Below are 23,730 nucleotides of genomic sequence, written 5' to 3' on the forward strand. Positions count from 1 at the left end.
GCAATCCCTGTCACACCCCAAACGTAATGATTTGGGAGGATATCTGTTTATCGAGATTGATTATTCGATACCCGAACGGCTTGTCATCCTTCTGCAGTGTTTCTGAATATTTCTGGATCTGGTAGAAAATCGATGGTGTTATGTATTGGTGGATGTTGCCGTCACTTCGTTCATCGGTGGTGTGATAGTGCCCGCAAAAAAGATGGATGTTTTTATGCGTTGCTTGTAGTGCCGACCTGACTGTCTCTCGATTTTTGAGTGCATACTTCCGGTCCATGAACGAGTTGTCGCAATCCAGGACGGGGTGGTGCAGGAAAACCAGGATGGGAAGCGTACTCGCTTCAATCTCCTTTACCAACCAACACAGCTGCTCCTCGTCCAAATAGGCCTCCCTGCTGTCACAGAAGAGCAGGCAAGCCTGTTCGGAGGGTGCTTTGTAATAGTAGCGACCGGCATGCACATGCTCATAATGCAACTCCATTGCCTGTGGATTGTCATGATTGCCAAGTGTTATATACGTCTGAAATCCATACTCCTTGATGGTCTTGAAAAACCAGGGAGCCTCTTCATCCTCTGCAATATCGCCGGTAACGGCAAGGTGTGTGATGCCGCGCAGGCGGATATCCTGCAGTACTGTGATGAGGTTCTTTTTACTATCCACACCAAACTTCTCGGCAAAACGATGTCCAAGGTGTATGTCTGTCAGGTGAGCAAATCTCACGGCCATCCTCGCTTTTCTGTAAGGAATTTTGATTATTGGACGAGAAGGGTAAAAAGTAAAGTGATTTTCCGGAATACCATTACAAGTCATCCTGAAACTTCAATCGTTACGCTATAGTTGGTGAGCAATGCAGGTCAACGTACAAACTGCAGGCTGAGACCAATCATGAGCTGTCCAATATAATACAGTGAAAGGTTTGTCACCCGCAGGCTTTGCCGTTGCTTGGGGCCGAAGGTGTTGAGAATCAGGACTATATCGCTTACCAAGAAGAAGATTGCACCAATAACGAACACAATGCTGTGAGTGGATGGGGAAGCTGTCAAAACGCCGACGGCGATACTGTTCATGAGCATGATGGCCCCGATATAGAACACACCAAAGATTTTAAAGGTCAGGCTTACCGTAATTTTGCTGAAAAGCCAGATCAGGACCAAGACTGTCAGTGCCACCCCGATTGCGATGCAAAGCAAAAGGGAGGTGCAGTTCGGTATCAGTGCAGCAAGATAGAGGAGATGGCCGCTCAAAAAACAGAGAATTCCTACGAGAAATATTTTCTTCCCATATGTTTCGAAAACGAAACGCAGATTAAGCAGTATGTCTGCGACACCGCCCAGGACGAGACCGATGACGATGCGATTCACAAAGAGCGTGTCAGAGGCAAGAGAGCCTGATAGTACGCCGAAAGCTACAAAGCAAAAGGAAGCCGCCCCTTTCAATGCAACAGCTGCAACGAACTTCTTTTTGTATTCCACATACATGAAACCAGAAGCTAAAACCAATGACAAAAAAGCAATAGGCATATACCTCATCGGATGATCTCCCTTGCTTGCAGTATAGGGATATAGTGCCCAAAAAGCCAAGAAAAACCCATTGTGAGAAAAATCCTACAAAGTAGTGTGGAATTGGCATGAAAAAAGGAACCGCTTTATCAGCAGTTCCTTGCAGAGTCGGGCTGGACGGATTTGAACCGTCGACCCCTAGTCCCCCAGACTAGTACGCTAAACCCCTGCGCTACAGCCCGAACATATTATCGGTCACCCGACAGGAACGAACCTTAGCATAGAAGCATACTTGTGTCAATAAATGGATAATAGGTAGTCAAAGAAAGATTTTTGGAGTAGTATTAGTACTAATTTTTAATAACACTTCAAGAGTTGAGCTGTAAATATACGTACGCAGAGTAATGTGAGGGATACCCATGGCACAGATGACAAAACTAGCACTCGCCCAATCGCTGAAACAGCTGATGGCTGAACGAACCTTGGATAAAATCACCGTAAAGGAGATTGTGACTCGTTGCGGAGTCAATCGGCAGACATTTTATTATCATTTCAAGGATATCTATGATTTGCTCGATTGGATGTTCGTCAATGAGGGACAGGAGTTCTCCCGCAGATACCCCGACAGCAGATCGAACGATGATGGTGAGTCCGCAATCCGCAATATGTGCTCATACCTCAGGGAGAACAAGCAGATGGTTGTCAACATCTACCATAGTCTTGGTCGCGAATTGCTTGATCGATATCTGTGTCGTGAGATGGCCAAGCTTTTGCATACTACCCTCGGTTACCGGGCACAAGTCTTTGGTGCTACAGAAGATGATCTTGCTTACTTGATTGCATTCTACAAGCATGCGTTTGTAGGATCCCTGCTCGATTGGGTGCATGACGGCCTGCCTGGCGATATTGACGATATCGTGCAGAAAATGGTTCCAATATTGCAAGGAACCTTCGATGCGGCCCTGAAAAGGATGGCTTTGAGACGTTAAATAGTGATATTGCTTTTGATTCCAGTCTTGATGAATCCAAATCGATGGCGTACACTGTCACAAAAGTCGTTCTTGTAATGAAAGAGAGAAGAATATGAATCAAAGTGCGAAAAAATCAACGAAGAGGGTAGTGCTGACGCTGGGGTTGCTCTTGCTCCTGCTCTCTTCTGTTCATGCGTATCAGTTTTCTCCGTTGGAACAATCCTTCCAGCCAACCGGTGCAGAAAGTACAAAGACGTACACCATCGTAAATGACAGTAACGATTCAATCGCCATCAGCATTTCAGCTCTCATCCGCGATCAAGACGCACAAGGGAATGAAGTGAACACCCCCGCAGACGCCTACTTCTCCATCGTTCCCAACAAGCTGGTGGTTCCACCCCAGAGCAGTTGGGTCGTTCGAGTGCAGTATCGTGGACCTAGAACCGTCACCAATGAACTATCTTTCAGGCTTAAGGCTGAACAAATCCCCTATTCACAGGGTAGGGCAAGCACTGACAAGGGAATGTTCAATTTCCTGTACATCTATACAACCAGTTTGTATGTGCTTCCCTCCCGCGTAGTTGAAAACGTTGCAATCCGATCGGTTGCCGCCTCCACCATGGACGATGGTTCTCCCGCTCTAGGCGTTACGTTGGCTAATCTCGGCACCGTACACCAATTGCTTATTTCAGCAGTTGTGGAAATCAAGGACAGCAAAGGAAATTCTGTAGTATTGCAAGGTGCTGAAGCTCTTCCCGGCATTGATGGCATGAATATACTGGCTAAGAAAACCGTAACCAAGAAGGTTCCTTGGCCCGAAGGGCTTTCCCGTGATTCAGGGGTAACCTATCAAGCCACCATCAAGTATACAAAGTAGTTGAAGGAGTCTTCTCCTTCCTGATTAAGAAAGGGCTTTTAAATGAAGAGAAGAGGGTTTGCACACGCAGTGTTCCTGTTGGTCTTGCTTGTGCTCATGACCCTCTTTCTTTCTGCCTTTATATGGACTTGTTTCCACCAACCGGTTGGAATACATCAACCCGCTCCAATACAGGTTGCCTCTCCGGTCTTGCCGGAACCCAAACCCGAAGTTGAACCATCGGTGTTGCTGCCCGAAGAGCCTCCTCTCCCACGCGTTCCCTCCCTTCCACGGTTCAGCGGCCAACCGGTTGTTGAGCAGATCAAGGCGGAAATCAAACCGCTGCCGCCACCGGTTCATCTGATTTCCCTTCCTATCATCAAACCAATTGAGAAAGTCGAGGTCCCGCCGGCTCCCTCCTTTGCAGGCCCGCCCACCGTCAAGGCTTTTGTACCCGATCCTCCCTACATGTTTGAACCCTTGGTACTCTCCGAGGAAGAGTTTGACATGTTCTATCCTCAAAGCCCTGCAATCGATTCGACTTCAGATGATTTTTGGGCCGATTTCTTCGTAGTCGGCCAGGATGCAACGATTGCATTCGAGGATGGCTTCTACTTCCTCAATCTGTTTGTGAACGACGAACGGGTGGGGGATATCGAGGTAGAGTTCGCACAGGAGCAGAGGCTTCTCAGTACCGAGGACCTTACCTACTATGTCGGGACCTATATCACCAAGGACGCTTACGAGCGTATCTTCGGGGATGGATTGACGTATCTTTCCTTGGAAGACTTGATGAATCGGGGGGTTGATGCCCGCTACGATGCAGTGGAATTTGCAGTGTATTTGAATTTCAGCATCGCCGATATGCCCGAACGCTCGGTCAGCGTGACTTCTTCCTCCATCAACCGCCGGGAGCAGTACGGCATGAGCGGGGCCATCGTACTCAAACCGGCCAAATTTGCCTTGGCAAGTTCGTTGAGCCTCTATGCAATGATGGATTATCCATCCGATTTCACGCAGATCAACAACCAACTCGTCTCGCTTTCAGTCTCCAACAGGGCATCGCTGTTGGGAATCGGCCTGAACTTCTACTTCTCGCTCTCTTCGAAAGCCCCGGTGTATAATCCAGGCAGCTGGAACGGCTTCTATGATTTTGTTGAATCGAACCATCGGCTCAGCTTCGGCAATGTCGGAACCAGCCTCAGCTCGGTTGGCAGTGCTTCCACCAATTTCGGGTTCACCTTTGAAAAGAACTACGCATTCGGAACCGGCAGTGCCAAAGGCAACCAGTTCGAGTACCGAATTGTGTTGGTCGAAACATCCACGGTGGACATTTCGATAAACGGGGAGATTGTATTCAGCCGCAAGTTTGCGGCGGGTACCTATCGGCTTCGTGATTTCGTATTTACCCAGGGTGCAAACCAGATAAAGATTACCATCACACCCGAGGCCCACCCGGATGATATCCAAGTCGAGTATGTCGACATGGGCTATGACTACCGCCTCCTGGGCAAGGGTGATACGCTCTATGGCTTCGGCTTCAGTGTTCCCAAGGTAAAGAGTACAAGTGCAGGGGCGTTGATCAACCTGCCATGGCTGGATAACCAATACCTTTCTTACTATATAGATAAATTCACGGCAACCTATTATCAGCAGACCGGCTTGACCGATACCTTCACCTTCACCACCGACCTTGCGTTCAGTCCGGGTGTTTTCAGTGGTACGGTGAATGGAGTACTTGCTTCCTTGGTCGGGACTTCTCAGATTCAGCTCACGCTCGGCCTGGATGCAAGCAAGCGCACTCCTTCGTTTGCAGGAAGTTTGAGTCATAGAATGAGCGGCAGGCAGGATGGCAAGCTGGGTACCATCAGCGCGACCTTGAACCACAGCATACCCGCCCGAACGGCCACCGACGCCTACTCTTCCGTTTCAACGCTATCCCTTTCGTATTCGGGCAGTTTCACCGAGAAAATCCGCTACACACTCTCGGGAAACCTGATCTACAATACCACTTCTGCAAACCCCAGCTGGAGTCTTTCGTTCGCCTCGGGCTTCTCCCCCTTCAAGGGCTTCTCCCTCAGCGGTTCGATAACGGCGAATGGTAGCAACACAGCCCCGCTCAGCCCAACGGTATCGGCGCAGATCAGCGGCAGTTACTCCTTCAGTCCCAAGCTCAGCGCCAACTCTTCGACGAGCATCCAAAGCGGGAGTCCTTTCTTTGACGTATCGGCCACCAGTTCCGCCGGTTTGAGTTGGAGGCCCACAAGCAATGACAATCTCAACCTTTCAATCAGTTCCTTCAAGTTCGACGATCCCAAGAACCACTCCGTCGTCGGCTCATGGTCTCACAGCGGCAATCTCAGCTCATTCTCTCTCAGACAGCAAATCTCCAACTCTTATCAGAACATGTCCACTACTTTTACGGCCAACACCTCGTTTGCGTATGCCGATGGAGCGTTCGCAATCGGGAAGGCTGTGAATGAATCCTTCCTGCTGGTTAAACCGGTCGGTGAATTGAGCAAGAGTGATGTGTCGGTTGCCCGCAGTCTTGATAGTGCTCCTTCATATCTTCCGAGGCCGCTGGGCAGTGCGTTGTACAACAACATCTCCACGAACGTAAAGAACAGCGTGGTTGTTTTCTCAAGCGGTGCAACCGAGTATTCGACCGGTTCTTCCTTCGTCTACGAGATTACGCCCAGAAGCCGGCAGTCTTTTGTCGCAAAACTGGATGTCGAGCCTGCTTTCACGGTAAGCGGCGTACTGCTGATGGCTGATGGTAGTCCGTATATTCAGTATTCATCGCCTGTCTACAAAGTGGCGATCGACGAGACCGCTGGTGAGGAACTCATCCGTGATGATGCCTTGTATCTCTTCACCGATCAGGAGGGCCGATTCATCCTCAGCGAGGTGAAGAGCGGTACCTATCTCTTTGATCTGCAAGTCAAGGATTTATGGTATGCCGTTCGGTTCACTGTTCCTGAGATACAGTCTGAAAAACTGGGGTTGGACCGAGTTCTCCTGCTTGAGGATTTCTGGGTCGCCGACCCGGCATTCGAGCAGCGGATAGTCGTAACGGATGTCTTCACCGGTGAGCAGGTCGAAGAGGAGGAGGACGTGTTCGGTGCCGAACTTACAGTAGGCTACGATGCAGAGGTGACACTCGATGTTGTCGACCGAATCAGTGAAGAGACCTTCTGGACAATTATTTTCCCGCCGTTTGATGAAAGTGATTTCAGCTTTGAGATGTTTGATGAAAGCTACGTAACCGATGCCGATTTCCAGTTTGATGAGAGCCTTTTCGACGAAATGATCGATGAAGGCGAGCAGGATGCAACGGCACAACAGGTGTTTACCGCCGCCCCCTAAACCTTGCTTGACACTCATTGTCAAAAGGTAGAGTATAGGGATGTTATTGTACGAATTCAATCAAGGAAGTAACAACGTGCGGAGCGATATAATCAACGAGGTCTTAACAGTTGAGGATAGAGCGCAGAAGATCATAAGAGACGCCGAACGAACAGCAAGAGACTATCTCACCGACGCCCAGACCGAAGCCAATGAAATAGTACGATCCTCCCTCAAGCAGGAGCGGGAGCGTTGTCAGGCCCTGCTCCAGCAAGCCGAGGCAGACGCCGCTTTGCAACTCTCTGAATTCGAGGCGGGTTTGACGCGTGTAGAGACGCTGCAAGAGGACACTCTTGATCGAATAGCCCAAGCCATCGTAGAGAAGGTGTGCAATACCGATCTTGCAAGTTATCTGGTGCTGCAATGAGCAGGAATCCGGTAACCGTGTATGGATTCATCAACGCCAAGCTTCGTGCAAAGATTGGCTTGATGCGTCAGGACCGCCTTTCTGAATCCCTTCTCAAGGCGGCTTCCCTGGTGGAGGCTGTAGGGGTTTTACGCGACAGCCGTTACCACGATGTCGCACAGGCCTACGACCAGACCGGTGATTTGCAGCAAATGGAGCTGGTCCTTTTACAAAAAGAAATTGAAATGTATCGGGAAGTCCAGAAATATCTGGAAGGCAGCCCTTCAGACTTTGTCCGCCAGCTGCTGGGAAAAATTGAGGTGGATAACCTGAAAAACTGCATCAGGCTCTGGTACAGCAGTATCATCAGGCACCGACCGATCAGACATAGAAGCGGGTATTTGTTCAAGGATGAAATGTTGCATCAGATTGATTGGACCGCCTTGATCAATGCAACCGCCTGGGATGGCGTACTGAGCGCAGTCAAGCAGACTCCATACTGGGATTTATTGAAGGCGTTTACCGTACAGAACCTGGAGCAGGACGGGCTTTTTACGTTGGAGTGCAGGTTGGATCGCTTCTGGTACGATTCGGTCATGCAGAGTACCAAGGCCTTATCCAAGCAGGACAGGGAGGTGGCAACCTCGATATTGCTGCTTGAGATAGATGTGCGAAATCTCACCATCCTCGTTCGCCATGGCTGGTATCATCACATGGAAGCCGAGAAACTTGCAGTGTTGTTGCTTCCCTACGGTAGTGTGTATGCAAGTCCCGACACGCAGAAGTATCTTGCACAGTCAACAGAACAGCGTAGTCCGCTTCCCATCATCAACCGCTATTTCCCCTCTCTTGAGCAGGTGCAGGTGGAACAAACACACCTGAATGTGCATCCCGATGAGGCAAGTGTGTTGGAGAACCTGAAAATTGAGGGATTTCTTGCAGCCAGACGGCAGTCAATGTATCAGAAACTGCTTGCAACCGATCCCTTCACCATAGGGTTGAGCCTGGCTTATTTCTTTCTCTGCAAGGAAGAATCAACCATGATCAAGGCGATATTGAACGGCAAGTATTACGGGTATGAAGAGGAATACATCAGGGGGGTGTTGGGATGAACTTGTTCACAAGGCCGATGAAATTGCTCACAGCTGTCGTACTGGAACAGACCAGTGAGGCGGTGGTGAAGGCACTGCTCGAGTTGGGTGTGCTGGATTTTGTCCACATCAATAAGCTGGATCCACAGCAGATGGAAAAGCTTTCCAGCAGGCCCAGTTCGATCAACAGGGCGAACTTGGAAGAGATGCGCAAGCGTGTGGAGGCTTTGCTCAGGCAAGGCCACCTGGATATACCCACCAGTGAAGTCCTTGATGTAAAGAAATTGGAAAAGCCGCAGCTCGAGGAGTATAAGCGGATTCTGGACGTTCTCACCTCTGACTTGCTTTCCTTGAAGGATAAGCAGAAAGAGAGCAACCAGCAGTTGATGGGCCTTGAAGAGATGAGACGGTATATCACCGAAGGCAAGGGTGAGTATCTGGATTTGAGGGTGGGGGAGATCACCCACGGCAAGAGCGAGGACCTGGGAGGAAAACTGGCCGTCTACGGCGGGTTGTTGGATAGGGTTCCCGAGAGTGCCAAATTTATTTGTCTGACATTGCGGCGTGATGTCTCGCAAGTCGATCCTTTGCTCGAGAAGTTCGGATGGGTCGAGTCCAGTGACGTGGATTTGCAAAAGAAGGCGATTTCACTCATCAAGGAACGTCTTGATGCCGAACACCAGCGGGCGTTGAAGAGCAGAACTGAAGTAGAGCAAGCTGTCGATGCAGTGGTGAAACAACAGCAGAGCCAGCTGTTCACCATTTGGTCGAATCTTCGTCTCAACGAACTTTGCGACCAGATTCGTTCATATTTTGCCTATACCCGTAATACCACCTTATTTTCAGGATGGGTCCCCTCCGATCAGGCTGACAGGGTCAGGGATGCAATTATCCAAGCCAGCGAGGGTCAAAGTGTCATTGAGTGGACGAATGCCACCGAGGTACCCCGTCAAGATGTACCCGTTGCCGTCGCATCGCCCAAAGCACTCAAGCCCTTTCAGAATATCGTCAACAACTACAGTACTCCCGAGTATGGAACGGTCAATCCTACAATTTTCGTCATGATCGCCTATCTGTCGATGTTCGGACTGATGTTCGCCGATGTCGGCCAAGGGCTGGTGCTCCTGCTTGTCGGCTTGCTCGGTTCACACGCATACAAGAAGAATCCCCTGAAGCCGGATGGAATGCTCAGCCGCAACGTCACCTCATTGTTGGTGTACCTCGGCCTTTCCTCCATGGTCTTCGGAGCCCTGTTCGGTTCCTACTTCGGACTGCCGCTGCTGCCCGCCCTGTGGTTTAACTATGAAGCGGCGGTTGCCGGCCATGCCGAAGGAGCGTTGATTCATGATGTATACGGAATACTTGGTCTTACAATAAAATTCGGCATCATCATCATTTATACGGGATTGGTTCTCAACTGGATCAACCTGATTCGCAAGCGCTCCTACCTGACCTTGCTGCTGGACAAGAATGGACTGGTCGGTGGTTTGTTGTTCGGCATCGGCCTGTACATGGGCTTCGGCTTTGTAGGAAGCGGATATCGCCAGTTCCCCCAGACAAGTTGGGTCGGCCCCGTTGTGACAGTCTGTCTTATTCTGCTCTTCGCCCGTGGCTTTCTCTCCTATTATCTCTCGGTTCGCAAGGGAGGGGCGAAACACGAACCGGGCAAGCTCATTCTCGATGTAGTCATGGAGTGGCTGGTTGATGTATTGGAAATCTTTACCGGGTATATGTCCAACACACTCTCCTTCATGCGGGTAGCCGGTCTTGGCATCGCACATGCATCGCTGATGGAGTCCTTTAAAATGCTTTCCTCCTTGGTCGATGGATTTGGCGGAATCGCCATCTTTATTCTCGGTAATGTCTTGGTAATTGTGTTGGAAGGCTTGAGTGCAGGCATCCAATCGCTTCGTCTGAACTATTATGAATTCTTCTCAAGGTATTTTACCGGAAAGGGTATTGCGTACAAGCCGGTGGGGCTCAACTCAAACACTTCCGAGAAGAGATAGATATTTTTTTAGGAGGGTCACAGTATGACCAACATCGAATTCAGAAGAAAAGTATCGATGACCTTTGTTGCAACGGCTCTTGTGTTGCTTGCATCCGCCTTTGTATTCGCACCCGGTGCCTATGCTGCAACAACAGAAGCTGCACAAGCCGGTAACGATTACAACCTTGCCTTGGTGTGCTTCAGCGCCGCTATCGCGTTTGCCGTTGGAGCGCTTGCAGCAGGTATGGCGATCGGCAAGGTTGGAAGTGCTGCCATGGGAGCAATCAGTGAAAGGCCGGAGATTGCAAGCCAGGCCTTGATTTTCATCGCCCTTGCCGAAGGCTTGGTAGTGTTCGGTTTCATTACCAGTCTGATGATTCTGGGAAAGGTATAATACATGAAATATTTTGTCATCGGTGACGAAGACACTGTGTTGGGGTTTTCCCTCGTCGGTGTCTTCGGCATGCAGGCGACAAATGCCCAACAGGCGATGCAGGCTTGGGACAAGGCACTGGAGAGCCAGGAACATGGCATCATCATCATAACCGATGAGGTTGCAGATATGATCCGAAGCGTAGTCAACCGGTACCTTTTCAGTGAAACGTTCCCGCTCGTGGTGGAGATTCCTTCACCAAACTCAAAGCAGGGACGCCCGGATTTACGTTCCCTGGTCAACCAAGCGATCGGGGTATCGTTATAGGAAGATAGTATGGAAACAACTGACAGTCGCCTGCTGACCGGAATTCTTGAGCAAGCCGAGCAATCCGCAAAGAAGACACTGCAAGAGGCAAAGCAACAAGCATCGGCCATTGTAGGGGATGCAAAGAAAAAGGCTGAGTCCGAGATGGAAGGCCTGCGGAGGGAGCTAGCCCAAAAGCTGAAGCAGATGGATCTGCGTCTCCAGGCGAATATGACCAGCGCCAAGCGCAAGGCCATTCTCCGCCAAGGGGATGAAAAGTATCAGCAAGTACTAGCCCGGGTGCAATCGATGTTGGATGCAAAGACCATTGAGCCCTATCTTCCCCAGTGGATTGCAGAAGCTGCATTGGGTCTCGACCTGAAGGAGGCGAAGGTTGCATGCAGTCCTCAGTGTCCTGTCACCGAAACTCATCTCAAGACGGCATCCGAGCTGGTTGAGAAAGCTACAGGCAGCAGCATTGTCCTGCATCTTGAAAGCAAACCGATCCGCGGTCTGGGAGTGGTCGTTTCTTCGTTGGACGGCATGGTTTCGTTCAACAATCAGGTCGAAATCCGTCTCAGACGGCTCGACCGCGTACTTAGGGCTATGATCCAGGAACATACATGAAAGAGAGAATTATTGGACGCGTCAAACGAGTAAACGGACCTATTCTCATCGTCAAGGACATCAAGGATGCGATGATGATGGAGATGGTACGCATCGGTGAGCAGCAATTGGTCGGAGAGGTCGTCAAACTTTATGATGGGTTGGCTACCGTTCAGGTCTATGAGGATGCCACCGGCATTTGCCCGGGTGATAATGTCTACGGAAGCGGTATGAGCTTGTCCGTCGAGCTTGCACCCGGTCTTATTGGAACGATTTACGACGGAATCCAGCGTCCGCTCGAACAGTTGATGGCAGCAAGCGGAGCATTCATCTCCCGCGGTCTGACCTTCGATGCCGTCAGCCACCAAACACGTTGGGGCTTTACTCCCTCCGTCGAGGTCGGTGCAACAGTTACCGCCGGCCAAATTCTTGGCTCAGTACAGGAAACCAGCAGAATTGAGCATAGGATTCTTGTGCCTGTACACATCAAGAGTGCTGTGATCAGTGAAATTGTCGAGCCGGGTGACTACACCATCGAGGATGTCCTGGCTACCGTCGTCCTTCCCAGCGGCCATCAAGAAACGATATGCATGCTGCAGCGTTGGCCGATTCGCCTTCCCAGACCGGTCGGCAAGCGCCTGGCCCTCAAGCAACCGCTTATTACCGGCCTGAGGGTTATCGACACCCTCTTCCCCCTTGCAAAGGGAGGCACGGTCGCCATCCCCGGTGGTTTTGGAACGGGAAAGACCATGACCCAACACTCAATCGCCCAGTGGTGCGATGCAGATATCATCGTCTATATCGGCTGTGGAGAACGCGGAAATGAGATGACCGATGTACTGAAGGAGTTTCCTCTTCTCATCGATCCCCGGACCGGTCATTCGTTGATGGAGCGAACCATCCTCATCGCCAACACCTCGAACATGCCGGTCAGTGCTCGTGAAGCCTCCATCTATACGGGAATCACGATGGCCGAGTACTATCGAGACCAGGGCTATCATGTCGCCATCATGGCCGACTCAACAAGCCGCTGGGCCGAGGCCTTGCGTGAGTTGAGCGGTCGCATGGAGGAGATGCCGGCGGAGGAAGGATTCCCTGCCTATCTTCCAACCCGCATCGCCCAGTTCTATGAACGGGCCGGGTTCATGCAAACCTTGTCGACAAGCAATGGGTCGGTCTCCATCATCGGTGCGGTAAGCCCTCCGGGAGGAGATTTCTCCGAACCGGTGACCCAGCATACCAAGCGCTTCGTCCGTTGCTTCTGGGGCCTTGACCGGCAGCTAGCAAGCAGCCGCCACTATCCGGCGATCAGCTGGCTGGAATCCTACAGTGAGTATCTGGGTGATGTGAAGCAGTGGTGGAATGATCACAGCGAGGGTTCGTGGTATCTGAATAGACAGAAGATCATGGACTTGTTGCAGAAAGAGGTTCGACTCCAGCAGATTGTCAAGCTTGTCGGCCCCGATGCACTGCCTGACACCCAAAACTTCATTCTTGAAGTGTGTGCGCTGTTTAAGACAGCGTTTCTGCAACAGAACGCATTCGACGAGGTCGACCGTTTCTGTTCAGTGGAAAAACAGGTGAAGATGCTCAGTGTCATTCTCGCCTATTACGAGAAAGGTCTTGAAGCCATCACCAAAGGGGTCCCCATGGTCAAGATTCGCAGGCTCAAGGCTGTTCAGGAGATGGCACGCATGCGATTGACCGTCAAGGGGGATGAACTGGAAAGCATTGACAGACTGCAATTGCGACTTGAACGCTCGATTGATCAGATTGGAGGCATCTATGAGAACTAAGGCTGAAACCTTGCTGGCCCAAACTGACCGTCGGCTTCTCAGTGGACGTGAGTACCGCGGTGTGAGCCGTATCGATGGGCCTCTGGTATATATGCGAAACACCCATCCAGTTGGTTTCGGCGAGCTTGTGGAGGTGATTGCTCCCGACGGATCGCGTCGATCCGGTCAGGTCCTGGACACCAGTGATGAAGCGGTGGTTGTGCAGGTCTTTGAAGGAACCGATGGTTTGACGTTGCCCGGCAGCGGTATGCGGTTCATGGGTGAGCCCTTGACCCTCAGCGTCTCAGAGCAGATGCTCGGCCGTGTCATGAACGGCCTTGGCAAGAGCCGTGATGGATCCGGGGCTGTTCACGGAATGTTCGAACGGGATGTGAACGGTGAACCGATAAACCCGACTGCCCGGGAGTATCCGAGGGATTTCATCCAAACCGGTATATCCGTTATTGATGGGATGACAACGCTAATCCAGGGCCAGAAGCTTCCCATCTTCAGTGGAAACGGACTGGACCACAACCAATTGGCAGCCCAAATCGCCAGACAGGCGAAGGTACGCGGGAGTTCGGGGGATTTCTGCATTGTGTTCGCCGCAATGGGGGTCAAGTACGACGTAGCCCGATTCTTCATCGACAGCTTTGAGGAAACAGGGGTCTTGGACAATGTAGCTCTGTTTCTCTCCCTGGCCGATGACCCGTCGATCGAACGAACCATCACACCCAAGACTGCACTGACTCTTGCAGAGTACCTGGCCTTTGACAAAGGCAAGCAAGTGCTTGTAATTATGACCGATATGACCAACTACTGTGAATCCTTGCGTGAAATCGGCACCATGCGCGGTGAGATTCCTTCGCGCAAGGGCTATCCGGGGTATTTATACTCCAACCTTGCAGAAATTTATGAGCGATCGGGAAAGATCAGCGGCCGCAGTGGTTCGATCACCCAATTGCCCATTCTTTCCATGCCCAACGATGACATCAGTCACCCGGTGCCCGACCTCACCGGGTACATCACCGAGGGCCAGATTGTATTTGAGCGGGGTATGCAGGCCCGTGGCATCTATCCGCCGATCAATTGTCTTCCTTCTCTTTCACGCTTGATGAAGGATGGAATCGGGGAGGGGATGACCCGAGGTGACCATCCCCACCTGGCCAATCAGCTGTTCGCTTCCTACAGCCATGTCAAGGATGTTCAGAACCTCGCCTCGGTTATCGGTGAAGAGGAGCTGACCAGTCTGGACCAGCAGTATCTGGAGTTCGGCAGCTTCTTCGAGAAGAAATTTGTGAATCAAGGCTTCGGTGAGGACCGCAGCATTGAGCAGACGCTCGATTTCGGCTGGGAAGCGCTGAGCAAACTCCCCAGTGAGGAGTTGCAGCGTTTGACCGACGAGGAGATTGCCCAGTACTACGGCAAGTAAGGAGGAAGGGTGAATACCACGCTTGCTCCTACGAGGAGCAACCTGCTTAAATTGATTGAAGACCTCAAGTTCGCCCAGCTCGGTCATGAGCTGCTCGACCAGAAGCGCTCTATTCTTGTAGTGGAATTGCTTACCTTGGTCGACCAAGCCGTTGATTATGAGCAGAGGGTGGTCATAGCGCTTGCCGAGGCCCAGCTCTCTCTCAGTGATGCCATCATGCAGATGGGCAGATTGAGAGTCGGCAACCTTGGTGGGGCGGTGAACATCGATTACTCCATCAATCTTGGCAGTAGACGTGTCATGGGAGTCTCGGTTCCCAAGGTGGAGACCACCTTTGTTGATAAGAGCCCCTATTTCAGCAGTGAGGACACGAGCATACTCAGCGAGCTCTCCATCGACCGCTATCGCACGACCTTGCAATTGATGGGAAGGCTGGCCGAGCTTAAAGTATCCATCATGCGCCTTGCAAAAGAAGTGAAAAAAACGATTCGCAAGGTTAATGCTCTGGAAAAGATAGTGATTCCTCAGAACAAGGAAACCATCGCTTGGATGCGAGGACGCATCGAGGAGCAGGAACGTGAGAATTTCATTCTGCTCAAGGTTGTGAAAGATCGGATGGAACAGGCCAAGTCTCAGGTGCAGGCTTTGACCTCTTCATCCGATAATGATACGATGGATAAGGGAGGCTTGCATGGGAGTTCCATTTAAGCAGATTGTCGTGTATCTGGATGGCTCGGAAAGTTCAATGACCGCCATCATGTATGGGATCAAGCTGGCAAAGGAACATGATGCGAAGCTGACAGCTGTGTACGTAATCAATACAAGGGCGCTGAGCGAACTGGTCAAGGCCGGTATTTTTGTCGCCATTGAACGGGACGAATACCAGAAAGACCTCCAGCAGGATGCCGACCGCTATCTCAGGCATGCTGCGCGGCTTGCATCCCAGAAAATGGTAGCTATTGAAACGGTCAAGCTTGAAGGCGCGGTGCACATGGTAATGAAGGATCTGTTGAAAGCACAGAAAGCTGATTTACTTGTACTCGGAGGAATTACTGATATTCGATCCCGCCGTGAAGAGCTTGCCAGCGAGACTGATAGGATGATGCGTACATCCCCCTGCCCGGTGTTGGTGGTTCGGGATGATGACGATATCTGGCTAGAGTTTGAAGCGTAAGGAGCTCTGCATGAATGTACTGGATGTATTGGACAAGAACCTGGTCAAAGTGCCGCTTATGCACACCGACAAGCGTGGCATCATCAATGAGCTTGTTGAAGTGGTAGCAAAAGCCAAGGGGTATTCAACACAGCAGTTCGAACAAATTTTGGATGCTGTCCTCAACCGAGAGAGTCTGGGATCGACGGGTATCGGCAATGGGATTGCCATTCCTCACGCCAAGACCGATGTCGTAGAGCAGGTTGCCATGGTGGTGGGTATCAGCCGGTTTCCGGTAGATTTCGACTCCCCCGACGGTCAGAAAAGTAGAATTTTCTTTTTGGTTCTGGCTCCCTCCAAGCAAGCCTCAGCCCATGTCGAATTGCTTGCATCCATTGCACGAACCTGCACCAGCCAGGTATTCAGACGAATGCTGGAGCAAGCCAGGGATAATGAAGAGGTGGTGCGTCTTTTCATGGAATAAGGGTTGATGGGAATTTTATTGAAACAGGCACTGCTTTCCCCGAGGTGGTGCCATTGCTTTGTTCTGGACATTTTCCTGTTTCCATCCTATGGTTTGAACATTACAAATCCATCGAGGTATGTGCTCTGTGAGCGATATCATTGCCTTTACCGAACAGGAAATCAGCTTGCTCTCCGATTGTCGTGAGTTGCTTTATGTGCATGAGCCGAATCTTGCCTCACTTTTGGATTCCAGGGTGGAGGATTTGGAGATGCTTGCCGGCATTGTCGGTCGATCTGCTTCGCTGATCATCGATCTAGGATTTTCTCCTTTGGCACGCAGCGTGGATACCCTTGCCGCCAAGTTGAGTAATCAGGGCATCGAGGAAGTGGTCAATCTTCCTGCGAAAGCTTCCCTTGGGAGGTCTTACACCATATCCAAACTGCATCTCTATGGATTTCTTCGAAAAATCGCACAGATGCAGGAGTATCTGTCAGTTCATCGTGAGAGGATTCTCGTTTGTTATCACGCCATCCTGTTCTCGTTGATGGCCGAGGACCTGTACATATCGATCATATCGGACAGCCTGGGCAACGAAGAGTGGGCCCGAAGGGCGACCAAGGATCTGGTTCTGATGTGGGAGCAGCGCAGTAACGCACAAGCTGATTCCTTCGCTCCGTTGATGCAACAGCTTTGGGAGGTCAGACACACCCTGGTTCCGGTTCTCGGCACACTGCTGGGGACCGTGGAATTACTGCAGCTTTCGTTCCGCCTACCCCCGATGTGGCATGATTTTCTCCACGATCGCGGAAAAGACGAAGAGGTGGTCTACGCTTTGGATGAGTTTTTATTCTCTCTCAGTTACGAACAATTGAATAACCTGCAGGAGATTATGCAAGAACAACTGCTGAACGCGGTCAGCAGGGAGGAGGCCCACCGGCTTCTTGGGCTTCGGCCTAACCAATTGCTGGAAGGCCCTGATGAGGAGGACCTCCCGGCAATACGGTTGTATCGATCATTTCTCAGGCGCAACGCGCTGGCCAGACTCCGGCGGGACTCAGCACGTCCGGGTCCCCGCCGAACACTTGAGCAGCTGCTCTTGCTCTACCTCTGGTCGAAAGACACTCAGTTCTGAGCTGCCAGCAGGTAGATCTCCCTGATCTGCTCCTTGCCGAGCACCATCACATCACCAAGGGTTCTCTTTCCCCAGAACGTGGCTTTCTCGGTCATTTCCTCGATTTGGGCGGCAGTTGGGTGAATACCAAGCTCTGCAAAGTTTGTCGGCATGTCGATGCTTCTGAAAAAGAGGCGCATGGCCTCGATGGTGGCTTGGGCATCCTTGTCGGCATTCCCGCTTCCGGATAATCCCAATACCTTCCGGCCGAACCGTGCAAACCGCTGCTGATTCTGCTGGTAGACATAGTTTGCCCACGAAATCCAGATCGCCGAGAGGCCGGCACCATGGGCGACATCAAACATGCCTCCCATTTCATGCTCCAGCTGATGCGGAGCCCAGTCTCCCCTATGGCTGTGGCCGCAACCCATCAAGCCGTTGTGCGAGAGGCTGCTGGCCCACATCAAAGTGGCCCTGGCATCGTAGTCGTTGCCATCCTGTTTCAGCGTTTTTGCGGCTTCCATGACTGAGCGCAGAAGTGCTTCGGCCATCTGATCGGTAAGGTCCATGGTCGAGCCCTTGATGAAATAACGCTCGATGGTGTGCATCATTATGTCGACCGCCCCGCTCATGGTCTGATAATAGGGCAGGGTATAGGTCAATTCTGGATTCATGATGGCAAATTTACAGCGGGACGAATCATGGTTTGCACCTCGTTTGAGATTTCCATTCTCATTGGTGATGACCGAGGAGTTGCTCATCTCGCTGCCGGCGGCGGCGATGGTCAATACCGCCCCTACAGGGTAGCATCCTTGGATTTGGCGTGTCTGGTCGTAAAAATCCCATACTTCGCCGCCGTGATACAGACCGTAGCCTATTGCCTTTGCTGAATCTATTACAGACCCACCTCCAACAGCCAACAGGAAATCGACTCCTTCCTTTTTGCAAAGCTCGATACCCTCATGGACTTTGCTCAACCTGGGGTTGGGGACAACACCGCCGAGGGTGACATACTCGACTCCCTGTTTTGCAAGGGATGCAGTGACTCTATCAAGTAAACCGGATTTTTTGGCACTCTCCGATCCATAGTGGACCAAAACCTTTTTGCAGCCCTCTTTTGCGACCAGGGAACCTACTTCCGATTCTGTATTCTTTCCGAAAATGACTTTTGTGGGGGTATAGTACGTAAAATCCGCTATCATGCAATCCTCCGTTAGTATCCGATGCTCTCACCGACGATGAGTACTTTCATTCTTCCCTGTATCTGCTGATGGGAAAAGACAACATAGTTGGAGCAGATGGTATGCTCGCATGCTCCGGCTCCGAGTGCCATCAGATGCTTGTCATCACAGCCGGCATTGATGCACTTACCGCTTTCGGTGCAGTAGGCGCCGGTAGAGAGGCGCTTGGCATTGGCCGGAGCGGCGATGTTTTTCACCCTCAGTATGGCGCTGATAATATCGGGGACGATTTTATCCCAGGAGACAACCAAAATCACCTGCTTCGGCCCATAGAGCATTGCAGAGACCCGGTTCGATCTGCCATCGACGCAATAAACCTCCCCGTGCTCTGTAAGCGCATTGGCGCTGCTGAGGTAGGTATCGGCAGAGAAGCTTTTCAAAAAGACTTCGTCCAGTTCCTCTTTTGAGATCCCTTTTTTGTACCTGTCATAGAAGACATACGAGCCGTTTCTCAGATACTCGAGCACTCCGGTCTCGTCGAGGGTCACCGAACCGCCTACCGCTACACTTTCTCCCTCTTTCATCAGTGAGGCTATGGTGGGAACCACCTCCGCAATAGAGGAAATGAAGCGGGCTTCGATGTTGTTCTTTGCAAGTGATTTGATGGTTCGTTCCACCTGCAGATGTTTTATGGCTTTTTTGTGTGCGTCCATTGCCTGTCTCCCTTTTGCTTAGGATACCCAATCCATTGGCTCTACGCAAGCTCACTCGGATTTGGAAAATAAGTTGCATCGAACGTCCATCAATCGTATCTTTGATGGTAGGAGTCAACACATGCATATAACTTTCTTCGGAGCAGCACAGATGGTGACCGGCAGTTGTACCATGGTACAGGTCAATGGTAAGTACCTCTTGGTGGATTGCGGCCTCCCCCAGGGCAACGACGAGCGTGAGGTGGGCTTGGATTTACCCTTCCGTGCAGATGCCATCGACTATGTATTTCTCACTCATGCCCATATCGACCACACCGGACGGATTCCCCTTTTGGTAAAGGAAGGGTTCAGAGGAAAGATTTTTGCCACCTCTGCGACAGCCCAATTATGTGAGATCATGTTGGCCGACAGCGGCCATATCCAAGAGATGGAGGCCGAGTGGAAGAGTCGAAAGGCTGTTCGGGCGGGGAAAACGGGAGTTGAACCGTTGTATACGGTCAAGGACGCACAAAAAGCACTGCAGTTTTTTGAAAGTTGCGTCTATGATGAGATCTGCGATATCGACGAGGGCATAAAGGTCCGCTTCAACGATGCCGGGCATCTGCTGGGGTCGTCTTCCATCGAGTTGTGGCTGAAAGAGGGGAAGGAACGGCGCAAACTGGTTTTCTCAGGTGATATCGGTAATTTCGATCAACCCTTGATCAAGGATCCCGACTATATCGATGAGGCGGATTTCGTCATCATGGAGTCCACATACGGGAACAGGGTTCACAAGAAGCCTGAAAATGCCGTAGGAAACAATGTTCCCACCCATGTTAGGGCGCAGGAACTTGCTGATATCATCGAACGGACATTCAAGCGGGGCGGCAACGTCATTATTCCCTCTTTTGCGGTAGGAAGGACCCAGGAAATCCTCTACCTGCTGAGGGTTGTCATCGAGCATAAGCTTTGCCCCACCTTCTCTGAGATTCCAGTATTTGTGGACAGTCCTCTTTCGGTTAAGGCGACGCATGTATTCGCTGGAAATCTATTCGGGTATATGGACGAGGAAACCATGGAGTTGGTGAATAAGGGGATCAACCCGATTTTGTTTCCCTCCTTGGTAACCATCACCGATGTGGCTGATTCCATAGCCTTGAATAAGCGAAAGGAGAGCTGCGTCATCATCAGTTCCAGTGGTATGTGTGAAGCAGGAAGGATCAAGCACCATCTCAAGCATAATCTCTATCGCAGCGAGTGCTCCGTCCTGTTCAGCGGCTATCAGGCGGGAGGTACCCTCGGCCGGTCGATTCTCGACGGGGCCAGGCACGTTACTATTTTTGGTGAGCAGATTGATGTGCGCTGTGAGGTGTGCGAACTTCACGGCATCAGCGGTCATGCCGACCAAGAAGGGCTGGTCAAGTGGCTTACCTCCTTCAAGAAGGAACCGAGAATGGCATTCATCGTCCATGGCGATAAGGAAGTGGCCCCATGGTTTGCTTCGTTTGTGCATCGGACCTTGAACATCAAGGCGTATGCCCCGACGGCGATGCAACGCTTTGATCTGTTGGATGAGGCTGCCTTGCCGGTTTCCGCAGTGGTTGATGACAAGGTCGTTCCTTATATCAGGGAGCTGCATGAGGCATTGGAGGAGTTGAAGAAACAAGAGGTGACCCTGCGGTCGGTGGTCCAGCGGATGCAGGATTCGGGAAGTGAACCTCACCTCGATGAAAAACGAGCAGTCCGACTCACGAACGCCATCAATCGTCTTGCCAGCGATTTGGAGTATCTGAAAATCAAGTGGGCATCCGATGCGGATTAAGTGAGCATTTTGCCGAACAGGGAGCCCCAGTTCTGCTGTTCGAGGATCTCAAAGCCCATCCTCTCATAGAAACCGTAGGCACGGGTGTTTCTGCCGTCCACTCCCAAATGGACGCCTGAAGCACCCTTTTTCTTGATGGCTTCAAAAAAAGTGAGCATAAGGCTCTTTCCAATTCCTTTGCCTTGCAGGTGTTCAAGGATATCGATGTGCAGGTGGGCCGGATAGCCCAGGTTTTGCCATATCCCTTCACCGGGGCCTTTGAGCAGTGTCTTGATCACCGATTGCTCGGCTTCACTTTGAAACTCTTTCACCTGGCTGTATTGTTCTTGAAGAACTGGAAGCCATGTCTGGTACATCCATGTATTGAAAGCCCGGGTATCGCTGGTTCCTACAATATACCCTGAGACACGACTGTTTTCGTCAAGTGCAATGAAACATACATCCGGTTCAAAAAACAGGTATGGGGCGGCATAGTAGTGGCCGACGCACCACCTATCATTGAAATACGGTGTTCCGTCCAAACCTGCGAATGCTGTTTGCAAGGCAATGGAATAAATATAGGGTAGGTCCTGCGGCAGGGCTTGTCGAATGTATTGCATAGATTGTCTTTCCTCTTTTATTACCACAATATCGCTGATTCCTAAAATTCTCAATCCTATGATATAATGTATTTATTTTATTGTATAGAATCATTTTAATAAACATTCTACAATTTTCTGAAAAAAGTGCTGGACAAAAAGGGAGTTAGGGTGTAATATCCCATCTCGTTCGGCAACGAGAACAGAATCACTCAAATACGACGGGTACCGCAAGGCACTTGACGGAATATGAAAGTATCGAGTACTCTGAAAGAACGCCCGCTTTGAAAAAAGAGGGAGATTAAAAAGGCCTGCAAGGCCTCGATAATCGGTTTATTGACAAGCTAAGCGTAGGGAAGAATAAAGAGATTGGAATAGTGGAAGACCACCGAGATGGGCTTCCCAGTCAATTACCTAAGAAAATGATGAACAGTAGTGAAAAGCTACGTTCGTTTGCGAGGAATGACAGGGCGAACTATTGAAGAAGTAGAGCCCGCACCTTCGGGTGCGGGATTCCTATGACGGAGAGTTTGATCCTGGCTCAGAACGAACGCTGGCGGCGCGTTTTAAGCATGCAAGTCGAGCGGCAAGGGCCTTCGGGCCCCTAGAGCGGCGGACGGGTGAGTAACACGTGGACAATCTGCCCCCCGGCCCGGGATAGCCCAGGGAAACCTGGATTAATACCGGATGAGACGGGACCCGCGATGGCGGGATCCGGGAAAGGCGCTGCGGCGCCGCCGGGGGATGAGTCTGCGTCCCATTAGCTAGACGGCGGGGTAACGGCCCACCGTGGCGACGATGGGTAGCCGGCCTGAGAGGGTGGACGGCCACATTGGAACTGAGACACGGTCCAGACTCCTACGGGAGGCAGCAGCTAAGAATCTTCCGCAATGGGCGAAAGCCTGACGGAGCGACGCCGCGTGAACGAAGAAGGCCGTGAGGTTGTAAAGTTCTTTTCGGGAGGGGGAACAACCGTGGCAGGGAATGGCCGCGGGATGACGTGAATCCCGGAATAAGCCCCGGCTAACTACGTGCCAGCAGCCGCGGTAACACGTAGGGGGCGAGCGTTGTTCGGAATCATTGGGCGTAAAGGGCGTGCAGGCGGTCCTGCAAGTCCGGCGTGAAAGACCCCGGCCCAACCGGGGGGACGCGCTGGAAACTGCAGGGCTTGAGTACAGGAGGGGATGCCGGAATTCCAGGTGTAGGGGTGAAATCTGTAGATATCTGGAAGAACACCAATGGCGAAGGCAGGCATCTGGCCATGTACTGACGCTGAGACGCGAAGGTGCGGGGAGCAAACAGGTTTAGATACCCTGGTAGTCCGCACAGTAAACGATGTGCACCAGGTGGCGGGGGGTCGACCCCCGGTACCGTAGCTAACGCATTAAGTGCACCGCCTGGGGAGTATGCTCGCAAGGGTGAAACTCAAAGGAATTGACGGGGGCCCGCACAAGCGGTGGAGCATGTGGTTTAATTCGATGGTACGCGAGGAACCTTACCAGGGCTTGACATACGCCGGAAGCGCATCGAAAGGTGCGTGCCGCTTGCGGCCGGCGTACAGGTGCTGCATGGCTGTCGTCAGCTCGTGCTGTGAAGTGTTGGGTTAAGTCCCGCAACGAGCGCAACCCCTGCTGCCTGTTGCCACCACGTGAAGGTGGGGACTCAGGCGGAACTGCCGGTGACAAACCGGAGGAAGGTGGGGACGACGTCAAGTCATCATGGCCCTTATGTCCTGGGCTACACACGTGCTACAATGGCCGGTACAGAGCGCAGCGAGGCCGCGAGGCGGAGCGAATCGCTTAAAGCCGGTCCCAGTACGGATTGGAGTCTGCAACCCGACTCCATGAAGTTGGAATCGCTAGTAATCGCGCATCAGCATGGCGCGGTGAATACGTTCCCGGGCCTTGTACACACCGCCCGTCACACCATCCGAGTCGGGGGTACCCGAAGTCGCCAGCCCAACCCGCAAGGGGGGGCGGTTCCGAAGGTACGTCCGGTGAGGGGGGTGAAGTCGTAACAAGGTAGCCGTACCGGAAGGTGCGGCTGGATCACCTCCTTTCTGAGAAGAAAGGCTGG

21 protein-coding genes, 1 tRNA gene and 1 rRNA gene are annotated in these 23,730 nt (G+C 51.6%); 17 read left to right on the plus strand and 6 right to left on the minus strand.

What is annotated here, in order from left to right; translation table 11 throughout:
* Positions 1–10: 10 nt before the first annotated feature.
* The 3 genes from MUG09_RS06375 to MUG09_RS06385 all read right to left on the minus strand — a co-directional run bounded on the left by MUG09_RS06375 (position 11) and on the right by MUG09_RS06385 (position 1,742).
* A complete protein-coding gene (locus MUG09_RS06375) occupies positions 11–727 on the minus strand; it encodes a metallophosphoesterase family protein (protein ID WP_244774638.1) in 717 nt (238 codons plus the stop codon).
* 128 nt (positions 728–855) lie between these two features.
* Positions 856–1,473 (minus strand): lysoplasmalogenase, encoded by a 618-nt coding sequence (locus MUG09_RS06380; RefSeq protein ID WP_244774641.1) that lies wholly within the window; start codon positions 1,471–1,473, stop codon positions 856–858.
* Between the two features lie 195 nt (positions 1,474–1,668).
* Positions 1,669–1,742, minus strand: a tRNA-Pro gene (locus MUG09_RS06385).
* Positions 1,743–1,919: 177 nt separating this feature from the next.
* Here MUG09_RS06385 and MUG09_RS06390 point away from each other — a divergent pair.
* The 15 genes from MUG09_RS06390 (at position 1,920) to MUG09_RS06460 (ending at position 17,402) form a co-directional block, all read left to right on the plus strand.
* Positions 1,920–2,489, plus strand: coding sequence for a TetR/AcrR family transcriptional regulator C-terminal domain-containing protein (locus MUG09_RS06390; RefSeq protein WP_244774643.1), 570 nt, complete (start codon positions 1,920–1,922; stop codon positions 2,487–2,489).
* Positions 2,490–2,583: 94 nt separating this feature from the next.
* On the plus strand, positions 2,584–3,348 hold the full coding sequence (locus MUG09_RS06395) for a fimbrial biogenesis chaperone (protein WP_244774645.1): 765 nt from the start codon (positions 2,584–2,586) through the stop codon (positions 3,346–3,348).
* Between the two features lie 42 nt (positions 3,349–3,390).
* Complete coding sequence (locus MUG09_RS06400) at positions 3,391–6,693, plus strand: hypothetical protein (protein ID WP_244774648.1); 3,303 nt, start codon at positions 3,391–3,393, stop codon at positions 6,691–6,693.
* Between the two features lie 76 nt (positions 6,694–6,769).
* Positions 6,770–7,099, plus strand: a complete 330-nt coding sequence (locus tag MUG09_RS06405) for a hypothetical protein (RefSeq protein ID WP_244774650.1) — start codon at positions 6,770–6,772, stop codon at positions 7,097–7,099.
* On the plus strand, positions 7,096–8,190 hold the full coding sequence (locus tag MUG09_RS06410) for a V0D/AC39 family V-type ATPase subunit (protein ID WP_244774652.1): 1,095 nt from the start codon (positions 7,096–7,098) through the stop codon (positions 8,188–8,190). Before MUG09_RS06405 ends, MUG09_RS06410 begins: the two co-directional genes overlap by 4 nt.
* Positions 8,187–10,178 carry a V-type ATP synthase subunit I gene (locus MUG09_RS06415; RefSeq protein WP_244774653.1) on the plus strand — a complete coding sequence of 664 codons (1,992 nt, stop codon included), beginning with the start codon at positions 8,187–8,189 and terminating at the stop codon, positions 10,176–10,178. Before MUG09_RS06410 ends, MUG09_RS06415 begins: the two co-directional genes overlap by 4 nt.
* A gap of 24 nt (positions 10,179–10,202) precedes the next feature.
* Positions 10,203–10,553 carry an ATP synthase subunit C gene (locus MUG09_RS06420; RefSeq protein ID WP_244774654.1) on the plus strand — a complete coding sequence of 117 codons (351 nt, stop codon included), beginning with the start codon at positions 10,203–10,205 and terminating at the stop codon, positions 10,551–10,553.
* 3 nt (positions 10,554–10,556) lie between these two features.
* Positions 10,557–10,859: a V-type ATP synthase subunit F gene (locus MUG09_RS06425; protein ID WP_244774655.1), complete on the plus strand. Its 303-nt coding sequence runs from the start codon at positions 10,557–10,559 to the stop codon at positions 10,857–10,859.
* Between the two features lie 9 nt (positions 10,860–10,868).
* Positions 10,869–11,465 (plus strand): V-type ATP synthase subunit E, encoded by a 597-nt coding sequence (locus tag MUG09_RS06430; RefSeq protein WP_244774656.1) that lies wholly within the window; start codon positions 10,869–10,871, stop codon positions 11,463–11,465.
* The gene (locus tag MUG09_RS06435) at positions 11,462–13,240 is read left to right on the plus strand and encodes a V-type ATP synthase subunit A (protein WP_244774657.1); all 1,779 of its coding nucleotides are present in this window, start codon (positions 11,462–11,464) and stop codon (positions 13,238–13,240) included. The genes MUG09_RS06430 and MUG09_RS06435 overlap by 4 nt, the downstream gene beginning before the upstream one ends.
* Entirely contained in the window at positions 13,230–14,651 is a 1,422-nt protein-coding gene (locus tag MUG09_RS06440) for a V-type ATP synthase subunit B (protein WP_244774658.1), read from the plus strand. The genes MUG09_RS06435 and MUG09_RS06440 overlap by 11 nt, the downstream gene beginning before the upstream one ends.
* Before the next feature lie 9 nt (positions 14,652–14,660).
* Positions 14,661–15,359, plus strand: a complete 699-nt coding sequence (locus tag MUG09_RS06445) for a V-type ATP synthase subunit D (RefSeq protein WP_244774659.1) — start codon at positions 14,661–14,663, stop codon at positions 15,357–15,359.
* Entirely contained in the window at positions 15,343–15,825 is a 483-nt protein-coding gene (locus tag MUG09_RS06450; RefSeq protein WP_244774660.1) for a universal stress protein, read from the plus strand. The genes MUG09_RS06445 and MUG09_RS06450 overlap by 17 nt, the downstream gene beginning before the upstream one ends.
* 10 nt (positions 15,826–15,835) lie before the next feature.
* Positions 15,836–16,288: a PTS sugar transporter subunit IIA gene (locus tag MUG09_RS06455; protein WP_244774661.1), complete on the plus strand. Its 453-nt coding sequence runs from the start codon at positions 15,836–15,838 to the stop codon at positions 16,286–16,288.
* A 127-nt stretch (positions 16,289–16,415) separates the two neighbouring features.
* Positions 16,416–17,402 carry a hypothetical protein gene (locus MUG09_RS06460; protein ID WP_244774662.1) on the plus strand — a complete coding sequence of 329 codons (987 nt, stop codon included), beginning with the start codon at positions 16,416–16,418 and terminating at the stop codon, positions 17,400–17,402.
* Here MUG09_RS06460 and MUG09_RS06465 read toward each other — a convergent pair.
* Positions 17,393–18,583 (minus strand): iron-containing alcohol dehydrogenase, encoded by a 1,191-nt coding sequence (locus MUG09_RS06465; protein WP_244774663.1) that lies wholly within the window; start codon positions 18,581–18,583, stop codon positions 17,393–17,395. The genes MUG09_RS06460 and MUG09_RS06465 overlap by 10 nt on opposite strands.
* A gap of 11 nt (positions 18,584–18,594) precedes the next feature.
* Positions 18,595–19,275, minus strand: a complete 681-nt coding sequence (locus MUG09_RS06470) for a lactate utilization protein (protein WP_244774664.1) — start codon at positions 19,273–19,275, stop codon at positions 18,595–18,597.
* Between the two features lie 121 nt (positions 19,276–19,396).
* Here MUG09_RS06470 and MUG09_RS06475 point away from each other — a divergent pair, with 121 nt between their 5' ends.
* The gene (locus tag MUG09_RS06475) at positions 19,397–21,076 is read left to right on the plus strand and encodes an MBL fold metallo-hydrolase RNA specificity domain-containing protein (RefSeq protein ID WP_244774667.1); all 1,680 of its coding nucleotides are present in this window, start codon (positions 19,397–19,399) and stop codon (positions 21,074–21,076) included.
* On the opposite strand, the gene MUG09_RS06480 is transcribed toward MUG09_RS06475, so the two are convergent.
* On the minus strand, positions 21,073–21,675 hold the full coding sequence (locus MUG09_RS06480) for a GNAT family N-acetyltransferase (protein WP_244774676.1): 603 nt from the start codon (positions 21,673–21,675) through the stop codon (positions 21,073–21,075). The genes MUG09_RS06475 and MUG09_RS06480 overlap by 4 nt on opposite strands.
* 497 nt (positions 21,676–22,172) lie before the next feature.
* On the opposite strand from MUG09_RS06480, the gene MUG09_RS06485 reads away from it, so the two are divergent.
* Positions 22,173–23,713 (plus strand): 16S ribosomal RNA (locus MUG09_RS06485).
* Positions 23,714–23,730: the final 17 nt, after the last annotated feature.

Origin of the sequence: Sphaerochaeta associata (genome assembly GCF_022869165.1) — a bacterium.
GTDB lineage: Bacteria > Spirochaetota > Spirochaetia > Sphaerochaetales > Sphaerochaetaceae > Sphaerochaeta > Sphaerochaeta associata.